Source organism: Legionella sp. (assembly GCF_049790535.1).
Lineage (GTDB): Bacteria > Pseudomonadota > Gammaproteobacteria > Legionellales > Legionellaceae > Legionella.
The window spans coordinates 21,431-40,414 of sequence record NZ_JBAQZB010000137.1 but is presented as its reverse complement, the minus strand read 5'-3'; the positions used below and the strand labels follow the sequence as shown (position 1 = coordinate 40,414).

The following is an 18,984-nucleotide window of genomic DNA, read 5'->3' as shown; positions in this document are numbered from 1 at the left end:
TACATCGTTGAAATTAATCAGATTGTAGACTGAATTGAATAAGGGAGCTACTGATATGAAATGGGTAAAATTAAAAAAATATTGCATCGACTCAGGTGATACCGCAAACGCAGTTCATGCCAAACGTAAAAAAGGTGTATGGCTTGATGGGATACAATGTAAAATAGGACCAGATGGTAATATATGGATTAATTTAATTGAGGTTGAGCGATGGGTGGAAAACGGCAACAAGGCAATAGCTCGCAGCCTACGCGCGGTATAAATGTCCGTGAGTGGGAAACGGGGCAATGCATTAGAATTGTTTTTAGATTCAAGGGGGTCTTGTGCCGTGAAACACTAAAAATTGAGCCCACAAAAGCAAACTTAAAATATGCTGAACGGTTGCGCGGTGAAATTATCAATGCAATTGCTTTGGGTACGTTTAATTATGCCGATTACTTTCCAAATTCGAAACGCGCAAGATTATTCGGCCATGTAATCATTAAGGCAACGACTGGTGAGTTGCTCAAAGATTATATGGCAATTGCAGAAAAGACATTGGAAGCAAGCACCTACAATGGCTATAGGAAGGTTTGCGAAGCGCATTTGTATCCAACCTTTGGGAAAATTCCTATTCGTGAATTATCACCGGTGATCATCCGTAATTGGGTGACTGAACTGAATTTAACCGTTAAAACCGTGCGTAATATTCTAACGCCTTTACGCAATATGTTGGATCAAGCACTTAACGATGGGGTGATTGAGCGTAACCCACTTGATAAATTGGTGCTGTCTAAATTGATCAACAAAAAAACCAGTCACAGTGACTGGGAAGTAGACCCATTTGATCAAGATGAGATAAAAGCCATCTTAAATGAAGCAACAGGGCAGGCAAGAAATTTATTCCAATTTGCATTTTTTGCAGGTCTTCGCACATCAGAGCTCATCGCTTTGGAGTGGGATGATATCGACTGGCTGAAAGGAATGGTTCGAGTCTCGCGTGCCGTTGTGTTGAAACAAGAAAAGGGAACAAAAACCAAGTCCGGTTCACGTGATGTTTTATTACTACCCCCTGCTTTGGAAGCTTTAAAAAATCAAAAATCGTTCACTTATCTTGAAGGTAAACGGGTATTTTATAATCCTCGTACCAATAAACCATGGGAAACATCGCAGCAAATTCGTCGTACTCAGTGGATGCATATTTTAAAAAGAGCAGGAATCCGCTATAGAAATACATACCAAACTCGCCATACCTATGCATCAATGATGCTGTCACAAGGTTACACCAAAATTGATCGCCAATTTTTTATACGTATGCTGCATCATTGCCTCTGCGTGGGTTTTTGATCGCAATAATTCATCAAGATGATCAGGTTGTAAATCTGGCTTCTTGATGGCATCGTTAATTGCTTTAATGCAGTCTGATAAGCGCCGACTCTCTATCCATGCGCGCATTGCAATCAATCCCAACTCAAGAACCATGAATGTGCTGGACAGCGCTAAATAATCCGAGGGGGTCAGCGCAGAGATGATCCAATGCGAATCAGTAAATAGTTCAAACCATGAATGAGTCAAGTATTGTTGAAGTTCTGTAAATACTAAGTCACTTGAGATGAGAGTCTTAATCATCTGGGTAATATTCATAAAAAGCCGTAGTCCATGAATAAGGAACCCAAGATAAAGCAGAGCAGTTCGAACAAATGTCAGTACATGCTCTAAAAATTCCCAATGCCCATCAACTATCAAAGGCATTACTGTTGAAAGCAGTAAGCGACACCGCGCAACCAAAATACGTGGCCAGATTGACCGTGAAATCAATCGCCTTATCTGGCGATCAATGTTATAAGCTGATCGTTTCGGCTGAATACTTGAAAAATATTCAAACGCTTCAGGTGTTAAAAAATCAGAGGGTGTAATTGGTTAGTGGACATTATCTTCATCACCCGCTTCTAATCCATGTATCGGATCTAACAGCCACTCATCCATGCTGGGCTGCTGGGGTTGTTTCTTCATCGTTTAGGTTTCCATGGCCTCTAGTAGTGATAGTTCAGGTTTTGTCGGATGTGCAAAGGGGTGTTGAACCATGACTTGGTGGGGTACTGTTGTTTCACGACAAGCCAGATTTTTCATTGATGTTGTCTTGTACCAAATCAATTGCGCAGCCTTCACGGGTGCATGACCTGTTCGCATGATTAAAACTTGGTTGGCGGGCAACCGCATGACTTCATCCGGGCGTAATAATGGCAGCGCCTGATAATGATAACTTTTAGACTGGGAATAGCCTTGTTCCTGGGTGCTTGTTGATGATCCAGTGACACGCACCGTTCGAGTACCCAGTAATTTGCTGACGTACTCCGCATCATTGAGGTCTTCCGTTGCAAACGCAATCTTGGTTTTGATATTGGTAAAGGCTTTGGCTTCATCATGTGAGTATTGTTCATAGGTTTGCGCAATGTATTGCATGATGAGTACACATCGAACGCGGTACTCACGCAACAATTTAAGCGAACGTCGCAAGCGCTCTATTCGGCCGAGTGATGAAAACTCATCAATTAAACAGAGTAACGGATAGGGTTCATCCACTGGATCGGGCACGCGCTTGATCATGAGCGATATGAGTTGCTGCCAAAATAGGGTTAGTAGTGGGGATAACCGCTCCATATCATCATCGGTGAATCCGACATAAATGGTCATTTTCTCACGTCGCAATTGGCTTAAATCAAAATCAGATGAGGATGTGGCTGCGTCAATCATGGGATCATCAAACAATTCAAAATAGCCTGAAAATGTTTCAAGAATAGAGCTTCTCGTCTTTTCGTGATTGTTGAGATAAGAATACCCATTGCGATAAAACTCTGGATCAAAATGTGTTGTTTCTTCTAATACGGATGCCAACCATTCATCGAAACCTGCTTGCTTGACCAAGCGATTAATTTCTCCTAGCGTTGTGGGTCGTTCAGGGGTATCTAATAAATACAACACAGCGACTTTAAATAATTTACGTGATGCTTGTTGCCATATGGGATCTGATTTCTTGCTATCAGGAATTAGGATATGTGCTATGCGTTGAATGTCAGTCAGGCGTAGAGTTTTATCTTCGGAGATCAAGGATAATGGATTATAACGATGTGTTTTTCTATCTTCGCTAGTAGGTGCCCAACAATAGCAGCTATGGCCTAATACGGTTTCACGATAGCCTGAGGTTGTATTAAACATGGTGAGTTTTACATCATTACAGACCACGGAATAAGGATAATGAAACAAGTTCGGAATACCAATACTGCGCGTTTTACCACTGCCTGTGGGCGCAAAAACCAACACATGTTCAAAACCATTGGAATAGAGAGGCGCACCATATTTCTTACCAATGAGAATGCTTTGTTCTTCACGCTTAAAAAATCCGGCTTGATGGGTTTCAAACCCATTGGAAAAATGCGCTTTTCCTAAGGTTTTGCGCGAAGGCCTTAACCGTTCAAATAACACAACGACGACCCCTACGATAACTGTGGCCAGTGAGATGCATTCTGTTTGGATAAACTGATGCCACAGCATGGGTTCTTGATAACGCTGCCAGAATAAATGGGCGAGGCCTTCGTGGCCGTAAAATTGATCTAAATATATCCATGAAAACACCAGGTAACCTAATAAAAACAAGCCTGTTAGGCATAATAAAATCGCGATTGAGGCAAGTGATAAGTATCGTGAAAATCCTGTCTTTGACAGGCCAATGAGGCTTAGAAGAATCCAACCACTCACACATAAGGCCAATTCAGTTTCAATCCAAAAACCATTAGCAATAAAAGCAACCAACGCTGTTGGTGTTACCCATTGAGGGCTACCTATCAAAACTGTAGTGAGTAAACAGGTGATCTCAAGCCACAAGGCAATCTGGATAAAAAGCAAGCTGTAATTAGTGCGCGTTTTTATAATACACCTCCATCAAACGTCGACCTTCATGGGTTTTTGCTACTTGCACGATAATATCTACGACCTCATGTAGGACATTGTAAATATCAGCATCCGTCATGCCCGCAATGGGGTTCAGCTTATAAAGCTGCGCCATGCGCATGAAGGCCACTTTAGGATTGTTGGCATGAATGGTGGCTAATGCGCCGCTATGCCCAGTTGAACAGGCTGATACAAAATCAAAAACTTCCTTGCCTCGAATTTCGCCCATGATGATGCGATCAGGCCTTAGCCTTAATGATGCTTGCACTAAGTCCTGCATGCTGACGTGGTGCGCCTCAACACCTACTTGCTTTAATGCTTTTAAGCGAACGCAATTCGCGTGCGGCACGTTGATTTCAAATGTGTCTTCCAGCGTGATTAAGCGCTCATTCAAAGGAATATGTTGAGCACAGCTATTTAAAAAGGTGGTTTTACCAGAAGACGTTCCCCCTGAAATGATGATGTTTTTCTTCAATTGAATGGCTTGCGCTAAAAACTCCGGCCAATTGAGGGTAGTATAAAGGCGACGTAATATTTCTTCATCTGGTACATCGATTAACGAGCCAGAATCTAAATGTACGCCTTGTGCCCTAGCAAAAAAACCAAGGCTTGCATAGTCATTGAAGGTGAGATTTTTTAGTGTGAATTTTCGAATCGACAACGTTTCATGAAGTGCTGCTCCTGGAATTACTAACTGCACGCGTGAGCCATCATGAAGGTTGCCTGATAAAATCGGTGATGATTCAGAGAGGCACTGCTTATTTTCATTGGCAATCAGTGTAAATAAACGCCGAAGATATTGCGTTGTTAAAACAGGTATATCAAAACGAAGCAATGTGCCTTGCCGCTCAATAAACACTTCTTGAGGTTTGTTGATTAAGATTTCAGATACTTGTGGGTCATCTAAAAAATCTTGCAGTGGCGCTAATAACCCCACTGCACCTGATGAATAACATGCTTTCATGGCTTCCATCATTGTCTTCCTGCAACACGATAAAAGTCTAAATCATGTGCCACAAAGACATTGATAGATGCGCCCTGATTCACCTGTAACGTCGGTCTTGTTTGCATGTCTTGTTGTAGCGTTTGATTGGCGGCCTGTTGGAAACTACCGGCAACATTCATACGGTATTGCGACATGGAGTTGTATTCATCTTGGCCATGAACCCCACCTGTTGCCGTATAAGCACCTAAGACGGACAACAATGCACCGCTACCAAATCGCTCAAAGAAATGGCGGTCAATATAATCAGCCGCTTGCCCTGACCGGCCTATGGAATCGCTAGTTGGGCTATTCAAAGTCACAATAACGCCGTTCGTCATTTGTAAGCGATTCCACACAATAAAGACTCTACTCTGGCCTTGCGTGATTGCCGTATTGAATTGCCCTACTAAGGTTGAGCCTTTTGGTATAAGTAATTTATCGCCTGATAGCGCATAAATATCTCTGGACGTCACGGCACGCACCATACCTGCAAGCTCAGAATTAATGGCGGTTTCAAGTGTTGCAGGAATCATTTCTCCTGCGGGTACGGTCATATTGGGATGGGGTAAACGTTTCGCACTTACCGCGGTAATATCATCCTGCTGGTTTAAAAACTCTGAATTGGCATCATGCCCCATGAGCGCCTTATCTTGACGGTGGCTACCGAGTTTGGATTTAGATTGTGATTCACTGCCATTACCACTGACACTATAAAAGGTGGAGGGCGCATTCATTCGTGCCAATGTTTCTTTGGTCAATGCATCCGAATTTTGTTGAGTTCTTAACACAGGGGGATGCATTGGATCGCCACCTTGATAACCCGAGGAAAGGGTTTTACTTTTGTCTCTCATAGCAGCAATTAGCGCCATATTTTGGTTTAATTGCAGAGACGTATTTTCTTTATTGTTTTCATCAACTATTTGGCTGTTTTTGCGTTTGGGCATTAAGCCGTTTGCGCCAATTCCGACACAGACAAGAATTACGCCTACGAGAAGCACTTTATCTTTTAGCTTCGCATATTTAGGATTTTTAGCGACTCGCGTTCTGCTGCCCACTGACTCTTGGACATTTTTTTCATCTGATTTCATTGAGGTCTCCTGTTTGCAGCAATACGGTTTATTTCTTGTGTGTTAAAAACAGACGTGGCAATCCTGCCTTGCCGTAGCGTAAATTGAGGTGAGATGCGTTGAACGATAAGGTATTTACCTTCTCGTCTGGTGTTTACTGTTGACTCTTTACCGCTTTGATCATCAACGGCAAAAATGGCAGGAACAGCACCATTGTGCGCTAATTCAAAATAGGTGAACTTGCCATCATCAAATACATGCCGTGGCACTAACTGCGGGCTGCCGCTAAAGCGATAGGCCGTATTGAGTGCTTTGGGATGAATGAATGGGTTTACCTTTGGCGGTGCTTGTTTTGTGACTGGTTTCGCAGGAATATTGGTGGGCTGATAAACAAACTTCACCGCATAGGTTTGTTGAGTAGGGTTACGCTCCAATTTTTTGTTAGAGGTTAAATGAAAATAGTAAGCATGCTGATTAGTAATGACCGTCAGGTTGGTACTGGAATCCAAGATGGTTGGTTTTACAAACACAGTATTCGATAATTCTGGGTGATAAGTAACCATCCATGCAGTACTATCACCACCTTCGATATCCAGTATTTCCTCTTTATCACCAAATTGGATTTGTGTGGTGGTGAAGGTCATCCCCTGTATAGAAACCACGTTATTGTCTTGATAGACCACCTGCTTAATTCGTGAGTCCGTTGAAAAAGACACCGGATTATTTTGAGCATGTAATCCTGTGGCTAAGAGAGTGGTTACTGTACCGATTAAAAATTTTTTCATGCATGTTGCTCCACAATACGAGGTTGTTTGCTGTAGCGAATAACTTCAAAACCATCCCAATTTTTCCAACGACGATCAGGTGAATCAGGAGGGCTCGTATAGCGCCATGAAATCATCGCGTTAAAATGCGTGGTGGTGCTTTTACCGGTTGATTTATCGGTATCAACCAGACTAAAAACAACTTCTGCCAAGGCATGGTGGTCTTTATGAATATCGTGTTCATTGGCCAACAACGAATCCAAGAAATTAATGCTGTAGATATGAACTTCTCGTTTGCTATTATTGGCTAATGTATGAATGGGGGAGGCTGCATTTGATGCATCATGCTCAGTTAGATACTCCTTGCCAACGTTATTGTTGGAAAGCAAATTGACCAACTCAAATTGGGCACGATAACTGGATACATCATAGGATTCGCGCAACTCGATGTAGCGCACAATATCACTTTCAACTTGTGCCTGATTAATCGGTGTTTGCTCATTATTGATGGGGTCAATGGTAGTGACACCATTGTCATAATGATGCACCAGCATTGGTACTAACGTTTGATAATGAGCGAGCATACCGATGACAATTAACGCCACCACATTTAGCCCCATAGCTGAAAGAAAGGCTGCCTGATAACGGTTTCGAGACTGTTCCAACCGACCAAACTGATCATCCGCCCAGTGCCTTGCCTGTTTAAAATAATGATTTAAGTCTTTACTCATGATCCCCCCTTGCGTAGATTTTTATGTAATTGTTTCCATAGATTTTGACTGGCAGCACCCATCCGATGGCCTTTTTTGACCAAACTGGATGAGCCACCTAATCCTTGGCGTGAAATACTCATGGGCTTTTGCAACATGGTTTTTGACATTCCCCAAGCGCCAATACTGCCGCCAATAAACCCACCCACCATGGATGCACCACCCGAGGTACACAGTGACCCACCGATGCTTTTACCGATGGCCACAGCTTGCGTGATCCCCATGACACAAAGACAAGCCACGATAAAAATGGGCACCCAAATAGCTGCTGTGAGCTGCTCGGTGTTACCCGATAAGGCAGAGGTGACCCAATGCAATAGATGAACACAAAGACCGACAACGCTTGAGACAAAAATCAGCACAAATGCAAATCCGGTTAAAACGCCTAACCAGCGGTCGAAAAAAGATTTGGTTTGTTCGAACAATGTAAAAATGATGAAGAGTGGCGCAGTACAGAGCGTGATGGCTAACATTAGCTTGGCAATGACGATCTCTATAAAAGCAAGGCCGATGGTGATACTGCCTGATAAAAACACCATCATGCCTGCAAAATAAGGTGTTAATTTTCTTAATGATCCTGCATCAAATAAGGTTGTACCTAGCTTTAAAATTTCATTTAACACATTTTGCAGCCCCTGATTTACAGAACCGCCCGTAGGCTGCTTATGTACCGCTTGCATAAGCGTGGATGCAATTGATTCACTGCCAACAACAAACAGATCACGGATGTGTGAGGCAAACCAATCCCAGTTCATGGCAGCCATATAAATTAAGCCCGCTTTAATGCTAAATTTCAGTAACTCGTGTTGAGGTCGTTCAATGATGCCGCGAGCGATGGCATAACCTGTCAGTATGATATAAAGCACAATCATGGAGCCAAGTGGCGCTTTCAGGAGTGATGCAAGCGCACTGTAACCATCAAGCACAAAGTGATTCGTCAATTGATCGACCTCATTGGCGAGATGAACAATGAAGTTATCGAATTGTAAGCCGCTCATGATTGGCTCACAGGGAAATAATGAGGCCACGTGGTTGCTGCAATTTCTGCATACTTATCGCCTATTTTTTGAAACACGGCTTTATCGGTGAGATCGGATAAAGTGATCTGTTTAAACGCAGGGTAGTGATTTTCTTTGGCAAACTGCACCATGCCCTTGAGTAACTCAGGGCAACGAATATCAACGCTCTTTTTTCCTTCCATGCATTCTAAATAACCATAACCGAACTCATCTTGCTGAATTACAAAGTTCAGGCGTTTTTCAACATTTGCAGAAGCATTCATTAAAAATAGGGCAGATTCTTTGGGTGCGTGCTTTGTTAATGGGTTATCATGATGGCAGCCAGCCAACAGCAATGCTGTTATAACGACCGATATGTTCCAATAGACATTCATGCCTTCTCTCCTTTGATTGGTTCGTCATTAATCGGGTATTGCGGGCAAAACTGGCCGAAGTTGTGGCAAGGAGCTTCCAGATCGGGGGGCTTTGCGCATCCACTTAACACGCCTATTATCAATACAGCGATAAACCATTTGTTTGTCATGCAACTGCTCCTATCAGTGATTCGATAATCGGTTGAACTGCGCCATTTCCGCTCGGTCTTGAAGCTCGGATAAACTTTCTTGGGCGATTTGTTGGCTCGTCAATGCTTGTAGTCGCAAACTCATCAATTGGATAAACCCCAGTTCAGTGATGAGCCTCGAATTCAAATCAACTGCCCCTTTGGTATTGGCGGTTTTTTCAATCTGTTGTGAGAGTTTATGCAAGGCTGCAATGTGTTGATTGATTTCGTTATAGCTTTGGGTGGTTTGAACCTGCACGGCACGATTCACCGCTTTGTCTTCTTTAAAGCGAGCGGCTTTTTCAGGGGTGGTGTAACGTGCATAATCGGTTTCACTTAAGGTGGGGTGATTCTTTTCATAAGCATCAATCAGCGCTTGATAACGCTCAGGATTGCCACCGGATAAATTATGCAAAGCATCCTGCCATGTGCTGACTGGCGATTGCCAACTTTGCAGCGCATCCACACCATTATTGAGATCGCCAAAACCATAATGACCACTGTTCATTGATTTTAATTGGTTGAGATTATCGACTTGGCTTTTAGCCGCTTGATAGGTGTCTGTTAATACGCGATATTGGGTTTGTAATTCGTTCAATTGTTTGAGTGCGACCGCAATCATTTCCGCGTCTGCAACACCGATAATATCCGCATGAAGGCCAGGACTGATGCCAATGGCAACGATGCTAGCCAAGAGTATTTTTTTCATTGCTGGCTCCTTTCGAAGAAAATAGGCAGCCAATGACTTGGGTTATCACCTACTTCATTTATGATTTCATCCAGCAACTTTGTTGAGCGGGTATTCCCTGAAAGCACACGGATGTAATTGCTCAAGCCACTTAAATCAAGTTTGCAAAGCATGGCCTCATTATCTTGCTTGTAAAGGAAGATCCTTGATTCAGGACTATTCTCTTGGATGGCTTGATACTGAGACTCGGTTAATTTCAATTGCTCGATATAGGTCTCCCTATCGGCAAGCGGATTGGGAAACACAAGCATCGTCGCCAAGTTATCAAAAACAACGTGTTTGATGGAGGATGTGGTCACTGTTTTTGGTGATTGCGTCATAAAAATAAAATGGCCATTTTTCTTTCTGATGGTAGGCAACCACTCTTTCAAGCATTTTTCCCAGAAAGGTGAGGCAAACAATTGCCATGCTTCATCAATAACAAAAGATGTGAGGCGTCCATCCATGCATTGGCGCATACGGTGAACAAGGTATAAATAAACAGGTGTCGCAATTAAGGGATGCGTTTGATCTATGAGAAAAGTGACATCAAAGCCTACTTTGTCAAAATTAAGGTTCAGAGCGTCATCAACATTATCAAAAAGCCAGTGGAATTCGCCATCAATCCTTGCGTGATCCTGCTTGAGCCATTTACGTAAATGAGTCCACCGGGGAAAATCGATGGGTAAAAACTGGCTGACATGACTTAACGTTCTGTAGGCAGGCGCTAATTGCTCAAAGGCATAATCGATGCAGTTGTTAATGGTTTCAGCAATATCACTAGGCGTAACACTTTCGCCCTCTGCTTGCACCAATGTGCCAAACCATGTTTTTAAAAATGAACGATTTTCTGGGGAGTCCGGCAATTGCAGTGGATTCATGGCGACTGCATTTGCAGGGTCAATCTTCATATAAGCGCTATTGCCACAAGCCAGAATATAGATTTTGGAAGATTCATCGCGATCGATGTAAAAACTACGCCCTCCAAATCGCATCATTTGGGCATCTAAAAAATTAACCAGCGTGGTTTTACCGGCGTTATTACCGCCAAAGACCGCAGCATGTCCTTTTGAGGGATTCGTGCGCGACCCTTTGGTGTGGTAATTAAAATAGACGGGCGTTTTGGAAGGTGTTTCCAAAAGCGTCACCGCGCCGCCTAGGAAATTCTCATTGTTAAATCCTTGGCTCGCATTATGTAACGGACAAAAATCAACAAAGTTAAGAGAGGTAATCAACGATGCTCGTGCAATAAAATGTTGATTGCAGGGCAACTGACTCCAAAAGGCAGGCTCTAAGCCAAGCGTTTCGCGAGCGACGACAATGCCACTGCTTGCATAGCGCTTAGTTGCTTCAAGTATGAGCGTTTCAAGCAATGCTTTAGTTGGTGCTAATAACATGATTGTGTGGTGATGTGCGCCCAATAGTAAGGTTTCACTGGCAACCCCATCTTCTAAATCCGCTAATGCATCCGTTTGACTAATCGCCTTGTCTTCAGCACTTAATAGTTTGGTGCGCTTGTGATCAATTCGCTTAAGACCTGCATCTAGGCCGATGGAGGCAAATGTATGGGTAGAAATAAACTCACAATCCAATGACAATAGGTGATCTAGTAAAATACTGACGGTGCTTGTTGGGTATTTCTTCAAAGAAAGCATGGCACCGAAGCGGCAATTATCATGGGTATTGCCTTGAAATTGGATGTATTCACCAAAGAGTAGTTGATATCGGCTGACATAATGCCCTAAGTGGCCATGAGGGTATTTTGCTTCTGCTGTAAATGTATTGGGTATTGTGTTGGCTATTGCAGGGCTGTGAATGGGGTGTCTGTATTGTAATGATTGGCCTGCATTGACAACTAAGCCTAAAAACTCGACTAGTTCGCTAAAACCAAGCGTTTCCTCTTTCTCACCTAATATTGAAGCACCAAAGGGCGCTAGATTCGCTTTGAGTTGTTGCATGGTTTGCGTAAGGGTTGTGATTTTCACTTCACGTTGATGTGTCGCGATTTCAGCATGATTTTTTCCTGAAATGCGCTGAACCCATTGCAATAAGGAACCTGTTTTATTCGTGTCATCGCCTTTTAAGACCACCGTGATGTATAGGTGATTAGTGTAAATATTTTGCTCTTTAAAGCGTTGGTGATACTGTTTATCCAGATCATGAGCGAATCCAGATTTGAACGCCCCTGTTAATTGGCAGGTTGTTTTTTGCCGATGCGTGGTCACGTAAACAATAAAACGCGAATCCAATCCAAGAAACGCTTGATGCAGTAAAAATTTTTGGTGATTTAAAGTATCTGGATCTTCGATTTCAAAGGGTACACCACTAACACGGAGTACCGCCCCAACGAAACCTGATTGTGATTCAAAAATACTGGGTGTATTGAGGTGCGTAATTGGAAAAAGATCTGATATCTTGGCTTCTTGATAAACACGCTTGAGCACTTTAGAAAGGTTCATAAGCTCGAGCCCTCCAAATGTAAGCATTAGGTACTTGTGGCAAGGCATGGCGTTTGGCACAAAGGGTAAAAAAGTGTGAGTCATAACGACAAACGACCCATCCAAAGAGGTGAAGTGGTACAAAAATGAGTCCATAAAGTGGCGATATCCCAATGAACGCACACATCGATACAATCAAATTGATCATGTGGTATTCGAAGGTAACGCCAGCTGTCATAGCGGGTCTTGTTAGGGCATTAAATAACGGACTTATCTCTAACTCGCTCACAGGAGTCCCCTTAGCCAATAATTGTTGAATACAAGGAAGATCCACCAAAGATGATGCCCATACCGACCAAAATCATGACGAAATATTCCTTGGGGAATTTTTGAAGAGCCAAACACAGATAGCCTGCAATGATGATGCAAAAAATACCCACAGTTCTTGCAAGACCGCCTTGTAAATAGGTGATGGTTCGGTTAATGATGCTTTCAATGGATTGTGCTTGTGAGATTGAAGGCACCATCAAGCAGACAGCTATCCAATAAAGATTACCCGTGCACTGTGGCCAGCTTTTTAGTCGTCTCATAACGCCACCTTCGCTTTTTCTTGCTGCAATTTTTTTAGATAAATTTCTTCGCGGTCAATGTCGATATGCTGTGGGGCATTGATGCCAATACTGATAATATCGTCTGTGACTTTCAGCACTTTCATTTGAATCAAACCCTTACCAATCAATATCTGTTGCCCAATTTTTCTAGTTAAAACCAACATAGTGTTCTCCTGTGTTATTTGGCTAAAAATTCCTTACACTGCTGCAAACAAGACAAAACAACTGCCGGATTTGCAGGGACATACGTTTCTTTCACAACATCAACAAACGTTTGTTTTTTAATTTGCCTACAGCACTGACGCATTTGAGGCAGTGTAGGCGGCATCTCATAAAACTCTCGGCAATTCAGTATTGCTTGAGTAAGCACCTCATCCGTAAACTCACTTAACGCCTCTTGCCACTCCTTTTTAGCAAATTTAAAAAACACCTCATCTTTAAATTGGCTTCGCCAAATATGCCCATAAAAAGCAGCAAATTTGGAGAACAGTAAATCAATCCGCTTATCAACTTTGTAAATATCTTTGGAGCTGGATGACATTGTTTCTTTCTGGTTCGTCGACATCACAGGGCGGGCAGAACATGTCTGAACCTGCGCCACGTTTTCGAGTATTTTTTGTATGCTCTGCATGCTGTGTCTCCTGTAATGCATCCGTAGAGTGTTCATCCTCCCAGCATCGTTGGGTTAACCAATTCGCCGGATATTTCCAAGGTGGTACCCATGTGCCACGTAATTGCATTGCCTCAACATGATTGATTTGTGTCTGTAAGGCTTGTATGAGCTGCTGAAATAACGTTGGATCAGGGTTTAGCTGTTCAAATGCGGCTTGTGCCTTGTGTTTTGATTTTTTCTCTGGATAAAGCGACCAAAATTTTTCGAATTGCGATAATAAATAAATATAATTATTATCTTTTAGAGGTATGGCGGCTTTTTGTGATTCTGCTATGTCGGCTTTTGAGTACCCAGCCCCCCAACCCTCAGTATTTACAAGGCTTTTCTCATGCTGGTTTGTGGTGGCTTTCTGTGGCGGGTTTATGGCGGCTTTATTTTGGACGGAATAATCCCTATGAGCCAATTCGCATTTTAAAATTAATTGCATCCCTTCTGATTGCACAGTAATAACGCCGGCACGCGCTAAACCAGACATGGCGCGTCTCAGTTGATCACGTGAAAAATTTTGGCTCTTAATGCCTTGATGCGGCTCAACATACAGCTGCTCAGATATCGATTGATAACTGATACGCCTTTTAATACCCACTAATCCGGTTTTAACGTCCATATACGGTCGTATACCTCTCAGATAAGCCAGTTGCTGGATATGCGGTAATCCGCAGAGTGCAGCAAGCTCATTATCGTTAATGACAAAATCCATAAAATCCTCATTTATCCATTGACTTAAGATTTCCGATGACACTTTAAGAAGTAAGCATCGTTATTCTTTTTTTCTTATGCTATATTTGAATTAAATAATAATTTAATTATTGATACTCGTGATAATATTATCACATAGGTGATAATGTCAATAGTTTATTAACTATCTCAAATAGGAAATTTAAAGCGACATGAATGATATAAAGAAATTGATTGGGCAGCGGATCCAGGTCGAGCGAAAAGCTAAGGGGTTAACTCAAGCAAAGCTTGCCGAGTTAGCCGGTGGGCTAAAGCAACCCAGAGTTAATAATTGGGAGCAAGGTATTCGGACACCTGGACCGGAAGAGATTAAACAATTAGCAAAGGTACTCGAGGTCTCCCCTGCATTCTTGATGTGCCTCACCGACCGCAAACAACCACATCCTTTGGATAAAAATTATGTCGGGGCATTAATGCCGTTGTTGAGTCCTGAGCAACTTGATAATCCACAACATTGGATTCAATCCATAAGAGAGGGAGAGTACGACGGTGAAATAACATTTATACCCATCACTATAGAACTTGCTAAAGTGATAGGTGACAATGCTTTTGCGCTGAAAATGGAAGATGAAAGCATGGAACCTGAGTTAAGGCCAGATGATGTCCTAATCGTTAATCCGGATGCGACGCCAAAGCCAGGCAATATTGTTGTGGTCAAAAGTGACGGCAATCCTGAAGTGATTATCCGTCGTTATAAACAGTTATCTATTTCTAAGTCAAGCCTGCAATTTGAGCTACTAGCTACTAATAAAAATTGGGCGGCTATTCAAAGCCATGAACTCGTCGGGTGTAAAATTTTAGGTACTGTTATTAATTTAAGTAGGCAAATAGCATAGGGACTCATTCTACCTGTGCTCTTTTGATGCTTATGCTTTAAAGCATTCCATGCTTGGAGTATCAGCCTCTATTATGGTTTAAAAACATTTGCAAACACCCGGAAATTATTTAGGAATATTAAAATGGCTAGTATTGATTCCGCCACAAACAATCACAAGAATTGATTCTGCTGCATGAATGACACTACCTACATAAACAACAATAAAAAAGGAATTGTTAATTACAGTGAACGGCAAAAGGCGGGGCTCGTCTACACTAGTAATCTTGCAGAATCAACTGTGAATACACTTATTAATGACCGGCAGAAAGGGAAGCAAAAAATGTTATGGGGTCGTGATGGTGCGCACAACGTTTTACAAATCAGAGCTTCTGTTTTTAGTGGTTCATGGGATGGTGATTGGAATAAAGTGGAATCAGAAATATACAAAAAGGTAGCTTAAAAATCATGATTAGGATGCATTAAAGATCAATAATGGTGATGCTTCCGATTTCCACCAACAATCTCATATGGCGCTACATCTTTAGTGACCACCGCACGAGTGCCAATAATCGCACCATCACCAATGATTACACCTGGCATAATTGTCGCGTCATAGCCTATCCACACATCATTACCAATTACGGTATCTTTTTTGCGATTAGGAATAAATGGCACTTCAGGCCAATAAGATTGAAAAATAATGAAGGGAAATGAGGAGAAACCGCCCAAATGGTGACTGCCACCGTTCATTATAAATTTAACATTGGTGGCGATTTGACAGAATTTGCCAATAATCAGTTGGTCACCAATAAAATCGAAATGATAAAGAACGTTTTTTTCAAAATTGTGGACATCAACTGGATCATCATAGTAGGTATAATTTCCCACAATGATGTTAGGATTTTTGATGATGTTTTTCAAAAATGCCGTTCGTGAAGACGCAGGAATGGGGTGCAACTCGTTAGGATTGGGATGCATTTGATTTAATCCTTATAGTTTTTGTTGATTCTGGAAACAAACATTGGAACATAAATAGATAACTGACAGCGCCCTTATTAGTAACCTGTCCTGTCTGTACCAGAAATTATGCCTTTATTGACTGATTTAAATCTGGACGATTGTTTTTGCCGATTTATTGGCCAGAATTTTTGGGCACAAATTGGGTACTTTCCAACGATTTTTGGGTACATTTTGGGATCATCCGGGGACAGTAAAAGACTACAAAAGACAGTGTGCAAATACAACAAAGCCCTTGATTTATAAGGGCTTTTGATGGTCTTAAGTGGTCTTTAATAGTATTTTAAATTGGTGGAGGCGGCGGGAATCGAACCCGCGTCCGCAGATCCTCTGCCTTCAGTTCTACATGCGTAGCCTTGTCTTTTGTTTTAACTGTGAGCTCTCCGACGGGCAGGATGGCACACAGCGATTCCCTGAGTTTCGCATCTTAATCCGGGATAGACTAAAACACTAGCTTATCTTCTATGACCGTTGATTCGATACCAATAAGCGAGCTCGGTCAACGGGGCACTGGGTTTAATGCCAGTACACGTCGATTTGTTTAAATTGATTAAGCTGCAATAGCTCCAGCTCTATCAGAAGAAACATAATCAAAGTATGCATCGTTTTTTGCATTTATATTTAGTGAGTCTGATTTACGAGAGTTCTCATTCTCGGCATGCACCTCTGGTTTTGCAACCCACGTCGAAGCCGGGTCGCCCCCAATTTGTACATTTTAAGTATAACATAAATAATGGCAAATTAGCATTTTTATAACTAAAATTAAAAATGTTTAGGCTCACGTCTACTTTGCGTTTTCCTTAATGAAGGGAAAAAATAGTTAATCATGAATACCATTATGACGTAATAAGGCATCCACTGTTGCAACGCGGCCTCTAAAATCTTTATAAGCTTCAGATGCTTTTCTGGAGCCTCCCACTTCTAAAATAGAATGTAGAAAATTTCGGCCAGTTTGCGGATTTAAAATTCCTTCTTCTTCAAAACGTGAAAATGCATCACTGGATAAAACTTCTGCCCAACTGTAACTGTAATAACCTGCCGCATAACCGCCCCCAAAAATATGACTAAAACTGTGTTGAAAACGATTATAAGGAGCTATAGGCAGTACATTCGTTTTAGTACGTACATCAGCTAAAATATCACTTATCAGCGAGCCATCATTTTTTTTGTATTCTTGATGAATACGAAAATCAAATAAAGAAAACTCCATCTGTCTTAACATAGCCATAGCAGATTGAAAATTTTTGGCGGCAATTAAACGTTTATAGAGTGACTCAGATAATGGCTGCTGAGTTTCAATGTGTGAAGTGAGTAATTCTAATGCACTTTTCTCCCAACACCAGTTTTCAAAAAATTGGCTAGGTAGCTCCACTGCATCCCATTCAACCCCGTTAATACCGGAGGCATCAAGATAATCAACCTGGGTCAGAATGTGATGCAGGCAATGACCAAACTCATGGAATAAAGTGACTACTTCATCGTGTGACAATATTGCTGGTTTATTAGCAGATGCCTTAGCGAAATTACAGGTTAAAGTTGCTATAGGTAATTGGATACTTCCATCGTCCAGTTTTCTTCGGCTCTGAAGAGAATCCATCCAAGCACCACTATGTTTATTTGCTCGAGCAAATAAATCGGTGTACACATAACCACGTACTTGATTATGTTCATCAATTACACAATAGCATTGTACGTCTTTATGCCAAATATCAACTCCTTTGATTTCTTCAATCGTCATGCCATAAAGTTCTTTAATCAGATCAAATAGTCCCTGCATTACTTTAGGCTGAGGGAAATAAGGGCGTAAATCCTCCTGGGACAATGCAAATAAATCCAATCTTCTTTTTTCAGATAAATAACCAAGATCCCATGGTTTGATAGGATCAATATGCCATTTACTTGCGGCAAATTCTTTTAATTCTGAAAACTCATTTTGGGCTTGCTGATGTGCTCGTTTTACTAAATCATTCATAAAGTCCATTACTTGAGTTGTAGAGTCAGCCATTTTGGTTGCCAAAGATAATTCAGCATAATTAGTAAAACCTAAAAGCTTGGCTTCCTCATCACGCAAAGCTAATAGTTCCTCCATTAATGGGGTGTTGTCATAAGTGCTCGCATTAGGACCTTGATCCGAAGCTCTAGTTACATAGGCCTGATACATTTCTTCCCGCAGAACACGATCGTTAGCATAACTCATCACGGCTTGATAACAAGGATATTCCAGAGTAAGAACATATCCTTCAAGTCCTTTCTCTGCAGCCAATTCTTTCGCTGTATTTAAAGCATGTTCAGGCAATCCAGCTAAACGTTGTGGATTGGTGATATGGATAGTAATTGCTTGGGTTGCATCCAATATGTTGTGTTCAAATTGATTGGATAATTCATCCAAACGAATTTGAATCGCTTCAAAACGTTTTTTATCGTGTTCATTCAATGCTACACCAGATAATTTAAAATCACGTAAATTATCAGTAATAATTTTTTTCTGTACTGGATTTAAGGTATGAGTGTCAATGGATTCAATAGCTTTATATAATTTGTGATTATGCCCCATAGCCGCTTCATAAACAGAAAGCAAGGGTAAGCATGCATCATAACATTCACGCAATGATGGAGAATCCATTACCGAATGTAAATGAGACATTGGCGACCAAAAACGCTCCAATTCGTCAGCCATATTCTCTAATGGATACATTAAATTATCCCAAGTGTACAGTTGATTTTCCTGAAGTATACGCTCGACTCGCTCTAAATGACTTTTTAACATTCCATCAAGATGCAATTTAAAATGATTAATATCGATATGACTAAACTGGGGTAATCCAACAGGTGCTGACATGACGTACCTACAAATAGTAATTTAAGATACAAAAGCATAACACTCAATTGC

General features: G+C 41.6%; 21 protein-coding genes, 1 other RNA gene and 2 pseudogenes. 5 read left to right on the top strand and 19 right to left on the bottom strand.

Annotation, left to right across the window (positions count from 1 at the left end; genetic code table 11):
• Positions 1 to 55: 55 nt before the first annotated feature.
• Together WA877_RS09560 and WA877_RS09555 are read left to right on the top strand one after the other, a co-directional pair.
• Positions 56 to 262, top strand: coding sequence for an excisionase (locus WA877_RS09560; protein ID WP_425170687.1), 207 nt, complete (start codon positions 56 to 58; stop codon positions 260 to 262).
• A complete protein-coding gene (locus WA877_RS09555; RefSeq protein ID WP_425170686.1) occupies positions 211 to 1,326 on the top strand; it encodes a tyrosine-type recombinase/integrase in 1,116 nt (371 codons plus the stop codon). The genes WA877_RS09560 and WA877_RS09555 overlap by 52 nt, the downstream gene beginning before the upstream one ends.
• Here the strand turns inward: WA877_RS09555 and WA877_RS09550 are convergent.
• Positions 1,252 to 1,623 (bottom strand): hypothetical protein, encoded by a 372-nt coding sequence (locus WA877_RS09550; RefSeq protein WP_425170685.1) that lies wholly within the window; start codon positions 1,621 to 1,623, stop codon positions 1,252 to 1,254. The genes WA877_RS09555 and WA877_RS09550 overlap by 75 nt on opposite strands.
• Before the next feature lie 56 nt (positions 1,624 to 1,679).
• On the opposite strand from WA877_RS09550, the gene WA877_RS09545 reads away from it, so the two are divergent.
• Complete coding sequence (locus WA877_RS09545; RefSeq protein WP_425170684.1) at positions 1,680 to 1,895, top strand: hypothetical protein; 216 nt, start codon at positions 1,680 to 1,682, stop codon at positions 1,893 to 1,895.
• A gap of 100 nt (positions 1,896 to 1,995) precedes the next feature.
• Here the strand turns inward: WA877_RS09545 and WA877_RS09540 are convergent, their stop codons facing one another.
• From WA877_RS09540 to WA877_RS09470, 15 genes are read right to left on the bottom strand one after another with little or no spacing between them, the layout of a single operon-like run.
• The gene (locus WA877_RS09540; RefSeq protein ID WP_425170683.1) at positions 1,996 to 3,861 is read right to left on the bottom strand and encodes a type IV secretory system conjugative DNA transfer family protein; all 1,866 of its coding nucleotides are present in this window, start codon (positions 3,859 to 3,861) and stop codon (positions 1,996 to 1,998) included.
• 28 nt (positions 3,862 to 3,889) lie between these two features.
• The gene (gene virB11 / locus WA877_RS09535; protein WP_425170689.1) at positions 3,890 to 4,900 is read right to left on the bottom strand and encodes a P-type DNA transfer ATPase VirB11; all 1,011 of its coding nucleotides are present in this window, start codon (positions 4,898 to 4,900) and stop codon (positions 3,890 to 3,892) included.
• On the bottom strand, positions 4,900 to 5,967 hold the full coding sequence (locus WA877_RS09530; protein WP_425170682.1) for a TrbI/VirB10 family protein: 1,068 nt from the start codon (positions 5,965 to 5,967) through the stop codon (positions 4,900 to 4,902). The genes virB11 and WA877_RS09530 overlap by 1 nt, the downstream gene beginning before the upstream one ends.
• Positions 5,968 to 5,996: 29 nt before the next feature.
• On the bottom strand, positions 5,997 to 6,764 hold the full coding sequence (gene virB9 / locus WA877_RS09525) for a P-type conjugative transfer protein VirB9 (RefSeq protein ID WP_425170681.1): 768 nt from the start codon (positions 6,762 to 6,764) through the stop codon (positions 5,997 to 5,999).
• On the bottom strand, positions 6,761 to 7,474 hold the full coding sequence (locus WA877_RS09520; protein ID WP_425170680.1) for a virB8 family protein: 714 nt from the start codon (positions 7,472 to 7,474) through the stop codon (positions 6,761 to 6,763). The genes virB9 and WA877_RS09520 overlap by 4 nt, the downstream gene beginning before the upstream one ends.
• Positions 7,471 to 8,454: a type IV secretion system protein gene (locus WA877_RS09515; protein ID WP_425170679.1), complete on the bottom strand. Its 984-nt coding sequence runs from the start codon at positions 8,452 to 8,454 to the stop codon at positions 7,471 to 7,473. The genes WA877_RS09520 and WA877_RS09515 overlap by 4 nt, the downstream gene beginning before the upstream one ends.
• Before the next feature lie 53 nt (positions 8,455 to 8,507).
• The gene (locus WA877_RS09510) at positions 8,508 to 8,906 is read right to left on the bottom strand and encodes a T4SS-associated protein LvrD (protein WP_425170678.1); all 399 of its coding nucleotides are present in this window, start codon (positions 8,904 to 8,906) and stop codon (positions 8,508 to 8,510) included.
• Positions 8,903 to 9,055, bottom strand: coding sequence for a T4SS-associated protein LvhB7 (lvhB7, locus tag WA877_RS09505; protein WP_425170677.1), 153 nt, complete (start codon positions 9,053 to 9,055; stop codon positions 8,903 to 8,905). The genes WA877_RS09510 and lvhB7 overlap by 4 nt, the downstream gene beginning before the upstream one ends.
• A 13-nt stretch (positions 9,056 to 9,068) precedes the next feature.
• Positions 9,069 to 9,782: a type IV secretion system protein gene (locus tag WA877_RS09500; protein ID WP_425170676.1), complete on the bottom strand. Its 714-nt coding sequence runs from the start codon at positions 9,780 to 9,782 to the stop codon at positions 9,069 to 9,071.
• Complete coding sequence (locus WA877_RS09495) at positions 9,779 to 12,259, bottom strand: VirB4 family type IV secretion/conjugal transfer ATPase (RefSeq protein ID WP_425170675.1); 2,481 nt, start codon at positions 12,257 to 12,259, stop codon at positions 9,779 to 9,781. The genes WA877_RS09500 and WA877_RS09495 overlap by 4 nt, the downstream gene beginning before the upstream one ends.
• Entirely contained in the window at positions 12,246 to 12,527 is a 282-nt protein-coding gene (locus WA877_RS09490) for a type IV secretion system protein VirB3 (protein WP_425170674.1), read from the bottom strand. Before WA877_RS09490 ends, WA877_RS09495 begins: the two co-directional genes overlap by 14 nt.
• A 10-nt stretch (positions 12,528 to 12,537) precedes the next feature.
• Complete coding sequence (locus tag WA877_RS09485; RefSeq protein WP_425170673.1) at positions 12,538 to 12,828, bottom strand: TrbC/VirB2 family protein; 291 nt, start codon at positions 12,826 to 12,828, stop codon at positions 12,538 to 12,540.
• Positions 12,825 to 13,013: a carbon storage regulator gene (locus WA877_RS09480; protein ID WP_425170672.1), complete on the bottom strand. Its 189-nt coding sequence runs from the start codon at positions 13,011 to 13,013 to the stop codon at positions 12,825 to 12,827. The genes WA877_RS09485 and WA877_RS09480 overlap by 4 nt, the downstream gene beginning before the upstream one ends.
• Positions 13,014 to 13,027: 14 nt before the next feature.
• Positions 13,028 to 13,390, bottom strand: coding sequence for a Vir protein (locus tag WA877_RS09475; RefSeq protein ID WP_425170671.1), 363 nt, complete (start codon positions 13,388 to 13,390; stop codon positions 13,028 to 13,030).
• Positions 13,356 to 14,222, bottom strand: a complete 867-nt coding sequence (locus WA877_RS09470; RefSeq protein WP_425170670.1) for a hypothetical protein — start codon at positions 14,220 to 14,222, stop codon at positions 13,356 to 13,358. The genes WA877_RS09475 and WA877_RS09470 overlap by 35 nt, the downstream gene beginning before the upstream one ends.
• Positions 14,223 to 14,412: 190 nt before the next feature.
• Between WA877_RS09470 and WA877_RS09465 the strand changes: the two genes are divergently transcribed.
• Both WA877_RS09465 and WA877_RS09460 read left to right on the top strand, forming a co-directional pair.
• Positions 14,413 to 15,096 carry a helix-turn-helix domain-containing protein gene (locus tag WA877_RS09465; protein WP_425170669.1) on the top strand — a complete coding sequence of 228 codons (684 nt, stop codon included), beginning with the start codon at positions 14,413 to 14,415 and terminating at the stop codon, positions 15,094 to 15,096.
• A 189-nt stretch (positions 15,097 to 15,285) separates the two neighbouring features.
• Positions 15,286 to 15,537, top strand: a pseudogene (locus WA877_RS09460) (ISKra4 family transposase); the annotation flags it as partial.
• A gap of 47 nt (positions 15,538 to 15,584) precedes the next feature.
• Here the strand turns inward: WA877_RS09460 and WA877_RS09455 are convergent.
• The 3 genes and pseudogenes from WA877_RS09455 to WA877_RS09445 all read right to left on the bottom strand — a co-directional run.
• Positions 15,585 to 16,055, bottom strand: a pseudogene (locus tag WA877_RS09455) (CatB-related O-acetyltransferase); the annotation flags it as partial.
• A gap of 328 nt (positions 16,056 to 16,383) precedes the next feature.
• Positions 16,384 to 16,797: a transfer-messenger RNA gene (gene ssrA / locus WA877_RS09450) on the bottom strand.
• A 117-nt stretch (positions 16,798 to 16,914) separates the two neighbouring features.
• Positions 16,915 to 18,933: a M3 family metallopeptidase gene (locus tag WA877_RS09445; protein WP_425170668.1), complete on the bottom strand. Its 2,019-nt coding sequence runs from the start codon at positions 18,931 to 18,933 to the stop codon at positions 16,915 to 16,917.
• Between the last annotated feature and the right edge of the window lie 51 nt (positions 18,934 to 18,984).

Coding starts and splice junctions, on each gene's coding strand:
- lvhB7 (WP_425170677.1), bottom strand. CDS start 9,055: ATGACAAACAAATGGTTTATCGCTGTATTGATAATAGGCGTGTTAAGT.
- WA877_RS09520 (WP_425170680.1), bottom strand. CDS start 7,474: ATGAGTAAAGACTTAAATCATTATTTTAAACAGGCAAGGCACTGGGCG.
- virB11 (WP_425170689.1), bottom strand. CDS start 4,900: ATGGAAGCCATGAAAGCATGTTATTCATCAGGTGCAGTGGGGTTATTA.
- WA877_RS09495 (WP_425170675.1), bottom strand. CDS start 12,259: ATGAACCTTTCTAAAGTGCTCAAGCGTGTTTATCAAGAAGCCAAGATA.
- WA877_RS09550 (WP_425170685.1), bottom strand. CDS start 1,623: ATGAATATTACCCAGATGATTAAGACTCTCATCTCAAGTGACTTAGTA.
- virB9 (WP_425170681.1), bottom strand. CDS start 6,764: ATGAAAAAATTTTTAATCGGTACAGTAACCACTCTCTTAGCCACAGGA.
- WA877_RS09465 (WP_425170669.1), top strand. CDS start 14,413: ATGAATGATATAAAGAAATTGATTGGGCAGCGGATCCAGGTCGAGCGA.
- WA877_RS09480 (WP_425170672.1), bottom strand. CDS start 13,013: ATGTTGGTTTTAACTAGAAAAATTGGGCAACAGATATTGATTGGTAAG.
- WA877_RS09485 (WP_425170673.1), bottom strand. CDS start 12,828: ATGAGACGACTAAAAAGCTGGCCACAGTGCACGGGTAATCTTTATTGG.
- WA877_RS09510 (WP_425170678.1), bottom strand. CDS start 8,906: ATGAATGTCTATTGGAACATATCGGTCGTTATAACAGCATTGCTGTTG.
- WA877_RS09545 (WP_425170684.1), top strand. CDS start 1,680: ATGTCAGTACATGCTCTAAAAATTCCCAATGCCCATCAACTATCAAAG.
- WA877_RS09475 (WP_425170671.1), bottom strand. CDS start 13,390: ATGTCATCCAGCTCCAAAGATATTTACAAAGTTGATAAGCGGATTGAT.
- WA877_RS09560 (WP_425170687.1), top strand. CDS start 56: ATGAAATGGGTAAAATTAAAAAAATATTGCATCGACTCAGGTGATACC.
- WA877_RS09445 (WP_425170668.1), bottom strand. CDS start 18,933: ATGTCAGCACCTGTTGGATTACCCCAGTTTAGTCATATCGATATTAAT.
- WA877_RS09555 (WP_425170686.1), top strand. CDS start 211: ATGGGTGGAAAACGGCAACAAGGCAATAGCTCGCAGCCTACGCGCGGT.
- WA877_RS09470 (WP_425170670.1), bottom strand. CDS start 14,222: ATGGATTTTGTCATTAACGATAATGAGCTTGCTGCACTCTGCGGATTA.
- WA877_RS09500 (WP_425170676.1), bottom strand. CDS start 9,782: ATGAAAAAAATACTCTTGGCTAGCATCGTTGCCATTGGCATCAGTCCT.